A 6623-nucleotide genomic window follows, 5' to 3' on the forward strand; every position below is an offset into this window, starting at 1 on the left:
CACCTATCCCGAAAGAATAGATATCGTGAAATAACATGAAATTTTTTGATAAGATATAATGTCTTCTAACCGCTACTAGTAAAAGGGGATAACAAATAAAATCAAGGAATTATCCTTAATTTGACCTTTTACAGTATAAAATTCGTTTGAATTTTAATTAGCGATTAATAAGCTTCATCATATACAATCAAAACCTCTTTTCAATATAATTTCTTACTAAGAATATCTCCTTTGAAAACCGTTGTAAATGAAGACATAACAAAAAACAAGATTTATGTCCTTCTGTATCACCAAAATCGGTCGTTTTTGGTGATACAAAAAGACACATACTATTATTCTCGAAAACTACAGAAAAATCCCTCCACCTTAAGGCAGAGGGACTTTCCAATTCCTATTTCAAACTACCCGCAATCTCCGTAAAGATAACTCCAAGCGCATGTGCACCTGCATCAGGGTATCCTAAACTTCTTTCGCCAACTGTACCAGCGCGGCCCATGCGAGCTACGATTTCTTTCGTGTACTCTGCTCCTTTAACCGCTGCTTCTGCACCTTTTTCAAAGGCAGTTTTTACGTCTACTTCGTTTGAGGCGCTATCTAACCAAGAGTCTACACATGGAGCAAGTGCGTCAACAAGCGTTTTGTCACCAACTACTGCTCCTCTGCCGAATGATTTTTCACCGATCGATTGGATGCCTTGCAGTGCTGCTTGCAGTATTTCAGCGAATTCTTTTACTGTTAACTCGCGCTTCTCGCCTGCTGCTTTACTAGCAGCGCGGAATGCACCGCCCCAAATTGGACCTGAAGCTCCGCCGCAATGTTCCATAATAATCATAGAACAACCGTCAAGGAATGATCCGATCGTTACATTTTCTTGTTCTACAATCGAATGCCACTCACGTTTTAATTGTTTAAATCCTTTTGCAACACTCATTCCGAAGTCACCATCACCTGCATGCGTATCTAGCTCACAGAACGGTACTTCATTTTTAATGATAATATCGCTCATTTTATCAACGAGATAAATCATGTTGTTTAATGTAATGACATTATCTTTAATAACAGCGTGTTCTTCCGCCGTTTCTAGTTCAAATGAAACTTCCTTCTCTTCTGTTTCTTCAAGTACATTTACATACTCTACACTTTCAACTGGTCCATCTACTTTAAACGCTGGTGTGTTACATTCTTTCGATAGTAATGTTTTTAACTCATCATCTAACTTCAGTACAGTTAAAGACATACCAGCCATATCGATACTCGTCATATAGTTGCCGACGAATACTCTATTAATTTTAATGTTTCTAGCAGCTAATTCTCGCGTCACTGCATTGTTAAATAAGTAAAGTTCCTGCAGTGGTGTTCCGCCAAAACCGTTAACTAGAAGTGCGATTTCCTCGCCATCTTTTACTCCTAAATCTTTTACAAGGTCATTTGTCATACGGTTCGCTAGTTCATCTGCTGACAACATTTTTTCACGCTTAATTCCTGGCTCGCCGTGAATACCTACGCCGTATTCCATTTCATCTTCCGCAAGTGTGAAAGTAGGTGATCCGCTCGCTGGAACTGTACAAGACGTTAACGCTAAACCAATTGTGCGCACGTTAGCCGCTGCTTTTTCTGTGACAGCTTTCACCGCTCCTAAATCCATACCTGCTTCCGCTGCTGCGCCGGCAATTTTATGAACGAGAATAACGCCCGCAACGCCGCGGCGTCCTACTGTATATAGACTATCTTCTACCGCAATATCATCATCCACTTTTACGTAGTCGACTTCAATTCCATCTTCCGTCGCTAAATGTGCACCATTTTTGAAATTCATAATATCGCCGCTGTAATTTTTAATAATTAATAACGTACCTTTTTTACTCGCTGTTTCTTTAATTGCTTGATACACCTGAATTTGTGAAGGCGAAGCGAATACATCTCCGCACACCGCCGCATCTAACATTCCTTTTCCGACTAGTCCTGCATGCGCTGGCTCATGACCACTACCGCCGCCACTAATTAACGTTACTTTATTTTCGTTCATTTCTTTCTTCTTGATGACTTTATATTTTCTCAAAAGCTCAAGCTCTGGGTGAGCCATAACCATTCCGTTGCACATTTCCATTACTAATGTTTCTGGTTTGTTTATAATCTTTTTCATTGTGATTCTCCCTCAATTCCTTTAATATATTGTGATATATTTGAAATCTTCTTCTTACTATCCATGTTAAAATGAAAGCGTTTTATAGTAAACGGACAAAATGGACAATCTGTCTAAAGACACCGCTCTCATTTGTAGGTAGGATTTTCATATTACTAACATTCTAGGGATGATTCAGATGACCTCTTCTATAATTTCTAAAAAGATAATCGCGAATTCATTGAAGTATTTAATGGAAACAGAGTCGTTTCATAAAATATCAGTGAGCGATATTATGTTACACTGTCAAATGCGTAGGCAAACTTTTTATTATCATTTTAAAGATAAATTTGAACTATTAAGCTGGATTTATAGAGAAGAAACGAAAGAAAACATTATCGACTTTCTTGACTATGAAACGTGGGAAAATATTTTCGATTTATTATTTGATTACTTTTATGAAAATCAAAAATTTTACCGAAATGCTTTCAAAGTCATTGAACAAAACTCGTTTAATCACTATTTATTTGAGCATACGAAAAACTTATATATGAAGATTATTGATGAATTATCTGTGAGCTGTGGATTCAGCCTTTCTGATGAGACAAAAAATACGATTGCCTCCTTTTATAGTCACGGCTTCGTTGGCACGATAAAAGATTGGATTGAAAGCAAGTGCGAAGTAGATCCATCCATTATGTCTTCTCTCATGAAAAATATGATAAACAATCAATTACTACTATTACTGGAGCAATCAGCAAAGTAATTAAAGGGTGGCAAAGGCAATGAAAAAGATTATGAATGATGTACAACATATCGTTCAAGATATGATGCATGGCTTTTATTTTGAACATAACGACAAAGTGAATTACGACGAAACAAATAACATCATTTATGTAAAAGATATCGAGAAACTGAAGCAAAACGTTGTTATCATAAGTGGCGGTGGTAGCGGACATGAGCCTGCTGACATTGGGTATGTAGGAAAAGGTATGCTTACGGCGGCAGTAAACGGAAGTATTTTCACTCCGCCTACAGTGGAACAAATTGTCGCGGCAACTCGCCTCATGCCAAAAGATAAGAGTATTTTATTCATCATTAAAAACTTTAAAGATGACGTAGCAAACTTTCTAGCTGCAGAACAAATCGCCAAAGAAGAAGGAAGACAAATTGACCACATCATCGTAAATGATGACGTTTCAATTGAAGATGATGCTTCGTTTAATAAAAGAAGACGCGGCGTCGCTGGTACTGTTTTCGTTCAAAAAATACTTGGTGCGGCCGCTCTTGCAGGTCACTCTTTAGAAGAACTAACAACACTTGGGCAAGCTGTCATCAAAAACTTACACACATTAGGGGTCGCACTTTCACCTGCAAACGATCCAGTGAAAGGAAAAGCTTCATTCACATTAAACGAAGATGAAGTTTTTTATGGCGTCGGCATTCACGGAGAAAAAGGTTACCGTAAAGAAGCACTATCCTCTTCTGAAATATTAGCGATCGAACTAATGAACAAATTAAAAAGCATTTATCGCTGGAGAAAAGGCGACAACTTCGCCATTCTCATTAACGGATTAGGCGCAACTCCATTAATGGAACAATACATTTTCGCAAATGATATTCGCCGTTTATATGAGCTGGAAGGATTACAGATTACATTTGTAAAAGTTGGTACGCTGCTAACTTCTCTAGATATGAAAGGTGTTTCGCTCAGTTTGCTTAAGGTGGAGGATTCTGATTGGGTGAAGTGGTTGAAAGAAAGTACGGAAACTGCTAGTTGGTAATACAAATAAAGTGAAACTTTAATCAGCCCTCACCAATCGGGCTTTTACGGGCAGACCGATCCTCACCTTGAAATAAACTTTTAGATAACTCAAAATAACAAGCAAAAAGTCCCTTCAAAGTTAAAGGGACTTTTTAGTATGTAGAAATTAGCCTAAACCTAAGATTACATCTCTTGAAAGGGGGCATTTTTATGTTATTCAGGTTTATTGAGGAGCTTTTGTTTGAAGCAACTTTAACCCCATACCAATAAAAATCAGTCCTGTTATCTTATTTAGAATCATTCCTACCTTTTGGTTTCCTCTTAATTTTTTTGTAACATATGAAGAAAAATAAGCAACAAATAAACACCATAATAGTCCGGTTACTGTAAAAGTAAGTCCTAAAATGATAAAAGGCATAGAACCTGAAGCCTTTGTATCTATAAATTGCGGAAGAAACGCAATAAAGAATAAAGAGACTTTTGGATTCGTAAGACTTGTTAAAAGCCCTTGTATATATATTTTTCTAATGTTCAATTTATTGGACGAGGCCTGGAAAGCTACATTCGTCTTATCAAGTATCATTTTAATCCCTAAATAGACGAGATAGATAACACCTATAACCTTAATGATGTTAAATAGCACAATGGATTTTGTAAGTATAATAGATAAACCAAAAGCAACCAACAACGTATGAACTAAAGAACCAGTAATAATACCAAAAACAGAATACACACCTGCTTTTCTACCTTGTGAAATACTTCTCCCCACAATGTACATGGTGTCTGCACCAGGAATTAAATTCAATAAAATTCCTGTTAGTAAAAACACTTCATAATTAATAATACCGTACATTTTAGCACCTCTATCTATTTTTTTGGTGCCCTTATTGATATTAAATTAAATAAACGAAAAAAGAAAGTATTTTCTATTTATTCAATAAAATTAGCGGATTTTTGAATCTACAAACGAAATCCAGCTATTTAAAAATTCAATTACTGAAGAATTCTGCCCTCAATATAACAGCAAATTCACATCAAAAATGTAAATCCTCATTTCCTTCGTATTTTCCCCTATTAAGTCTTTTTCTTATGAATAATTCTGCAACAATTAAATTAGGTACCCACGCTAACCAAGCAATAATAGCGTAACTAAGTTCAAAGCGCTCTATTCCAAATAGAACGATAAACAACGGTAGCCAAATTCTTAATGTAACTGCTCCAAAGGTTAAAGAATAATTTCTAATCATCCAATTCCGATGGTCTTTAATTTTTTTATTCTTAACTCTATTTAATGCTTGATATGCTGATGTTAGCCAAAATACAGATAACAAACCGAAACCTAGCTTCGCTACCAATCCTCCCGTAGCATAAAAGGATAAATATAGTCCAGAAAAGCCTCCTAATAATATACCAACCATATAGATTCTCCCAATTATTCGATGACGGTTGATATTCCTTTCTCTAAATTTAGTGGATAATGTAAACGGGCCAATTACTAATGCTACTATACTAGTTGTAATATGCATAAATAGCATCATATACCAGAACGCACTTAATTTAGATCCAAACATAAGCTTCGCTTTTACAAGTCCTGTTTGAAATCCATCCATAATAAAATACTGGACAACAATATAACTAGCTACTAAAAGAGCAAAAAAAGTAAATACAAACCAAATTTTTCTGTTCAAATTTTACTGCCTCCTCATTACATTCACGAAAATTAGATTATATATTTCTTTTCATTCTCGGGAAAAATAGAAAAGCCTTCTTTACTGATCTCTTTAGCACATTGTTTTTATAAACCGAATGACTTACATGCAACGACGAATAAAATATATGATACAAGGCCCTTCTTCATACATAAAAACCCTCAAGTATGTCGTTCTATACTTGAGGGTTTTTTCATTTATTCTCTCTCGTCTCTCATTTTCTTAAATCAATAATTAGCTCATCTGTAATCTGCTCAAGATGGAAAAATCTTTTTATATAATGGATATCAGACCATTTTTCTTCTCCACCAATAATAAATAATTCTTGCGCATCATACATAAATGAAAAGCTTGGATAGAAACTGTCCGCTTTTATTTCAATCCCACCAGTACGATTACTGATAATCTTACAGTCTGCTGAATAGCTTAATAGCGTATAGAGAGAATCTTGTGCTGATTGGAAGAAATACTTCATAAGTGTGGTTATATCATCACTATTGGTAATGCACACTTTAAAAAAGTTCGTATCCTTTTTCTTATTAGTAAAAACTAGCTCAAAATGAAGTTTATTCTCTTCTAAAAACCCTTCAATAAAGTCTCTACATAAATAAGTTTCAAATAACATATACATAGGAAATTTGTTATGTGCGCCTATAAATCCTTTAATGATTTCTTCAAATCCTGTATGCTGATTCAAATTCGTTCCCACTCCTATCATAATAGGGTGATTTAAATAAATAGGATACGGTGATTGCCCTTCATCTTTTAACATATACACTCGTTTTTCATCTGTATGAAGAGCTGGTTTAGACTCTTTTAGTAAGTATTGAGATAATTGAACATTTAACACATTTACACCTGCCTATCATGTCATACATAAACTGTATCTATTAAGTTAGAAAAAAGGATGAACAATTCATATTTTACCGTGTATAAGCGAGAAGAACTAGAATAGATCGCCGGCTTACATGTCTCCAGGATAATAAATGAACATCGCACCTACAAATGAAAAAACTAAACAAAAAAA

The 6623-nt window shown here is 35.3% G+C and carries 6 protein-coding genes; 2 read left to right on the plus strand and 4 right to left on the minus strand.

Annotated features, from left to right (window positions below):
* Nucleotides 1–391: 391 nt before the first annotated feature.
* A complete protein-coding gene (dhaK, locus tag ABWK52_RS07030; protein ID WP_353771900.1) occupies nt 392–2143 on the minus strand; it encodes a dihydroxyacetone kinase subunit DhaK in 1752 nt (583 codons plus the stop codon).
* Between the two features lie 178 nt (nt 2144–2321).
* Between dhaK and dhaS the strand changes: the two genes are divergently transcribed.
* A complete protein-coding gene (gene dhaS, locus ABWK52_RS07035) occupies nt 2322–2888 on the plus strand; it encodes a dihydroxyacetone kinase transcriptional activator DhaS (RefSeq protein WP_000204220.1) in 567 nt (188 codons plus the stop codon).
* A 19-nt stretch (nt 2889–2907) separates the two neighbouring features.
* Nucleotides 2908–3906: a DhaKLM operon coactivator DhaQ gene (gene dhaQ / locus ABWK52_RS07040; protein ID WP_098542366.1), complete on the plus strand. Its 999-nt coding sequence runs from the start codon at nt 2908–2910 to the stop codon at nt 3904–3906.
* A gap of 204 nt (nt 3907–4110) precedes the next feature.
* On the opposite strand, the gene ABWK52_RS07045 is transcribed toward dhaQ, so the two are convergent.
* From ABWK52_RS07045 to ABWK52_RS07055, 3 genes are all read right to left on the minus strand, one after another.
* Nucleotides 4111–4740 carry a LysE family translocator gene (locus tag ABWK52_RS07045; RefSeq protein ID WP_098542365.1) on the minus strand — a complete coding sequence of 210 codons (630 nt, stop codon included), beginning with the start codon at nt 4738–4740 and terminating at the stop codon, nt 4111–4113.
* Nucleotides 4741–4921: 181 nt separating this feature from the next.
* On the minus strand, nt 4922–5575 hold the full coding sequence (locus ABWK52_RS07050) for a DUF2306 domain-containing protein (RefSeq protein ID WP_098542364.1): 654 nt from the start codon (nt 5573–5575) through the stop codon (nt 4922–4924).
* Between the two features lie 235 nt (nt 5576–5810).
* Nucleotides 5811–6446 carry a hypothetical protein gene (locus ABWK52_RS07055; protein WP_000935784.1) on the minus strand — a complete coding sequence of 212 codons (636 nt, stop codon included), beginning with the start codon at nt 6444–6446 and terminating at the stop codon, nt 5811–5813.
* Nucleotides 6447–6623: the final 177 nt, after the last annotated feature.

The organism is Bacillus sp. AP50 (assembly GCF_040492675.1).
GTDB classification, from domain to species: Bacteria; Bacillota; Bacilli; order Bacillales; family Bacillaceae_G; genus Bacillus_A; species Bacillus_A cereus.

What these genes read in the sequence shown, in the direction of transcription:
- dhaK (WP_353771900.1), bottom strand. Translation starts at nt 2,143, where the DNA reads ATGAAAAAGATTATAAACAAACCAGAAACATTAGTAATGGAAATGTGC.
- dhaS (WP_000204220.1), top strand. Translation starts at nt 2,322, where the DNA reads ATGACCTCTTCTATAATTTCTAAAAAGATAATCGCGAATTCATTGAAG.
- dhaQ (WP_098542366.1), top strand. Translation starts at nt 2,908, where the DNA reads ATGAAAAAGATTATGAATGATGTACAACATATCGTTCAAGATATGATG.
- ABWK52_RS07045 (WP_098542365.1), bottom strand. Translation starts at nt 4,740, where the DNA reads ATGTACGGTATTATTAATTATGAAGTGTTTTTACTAACAGGAATTTTA.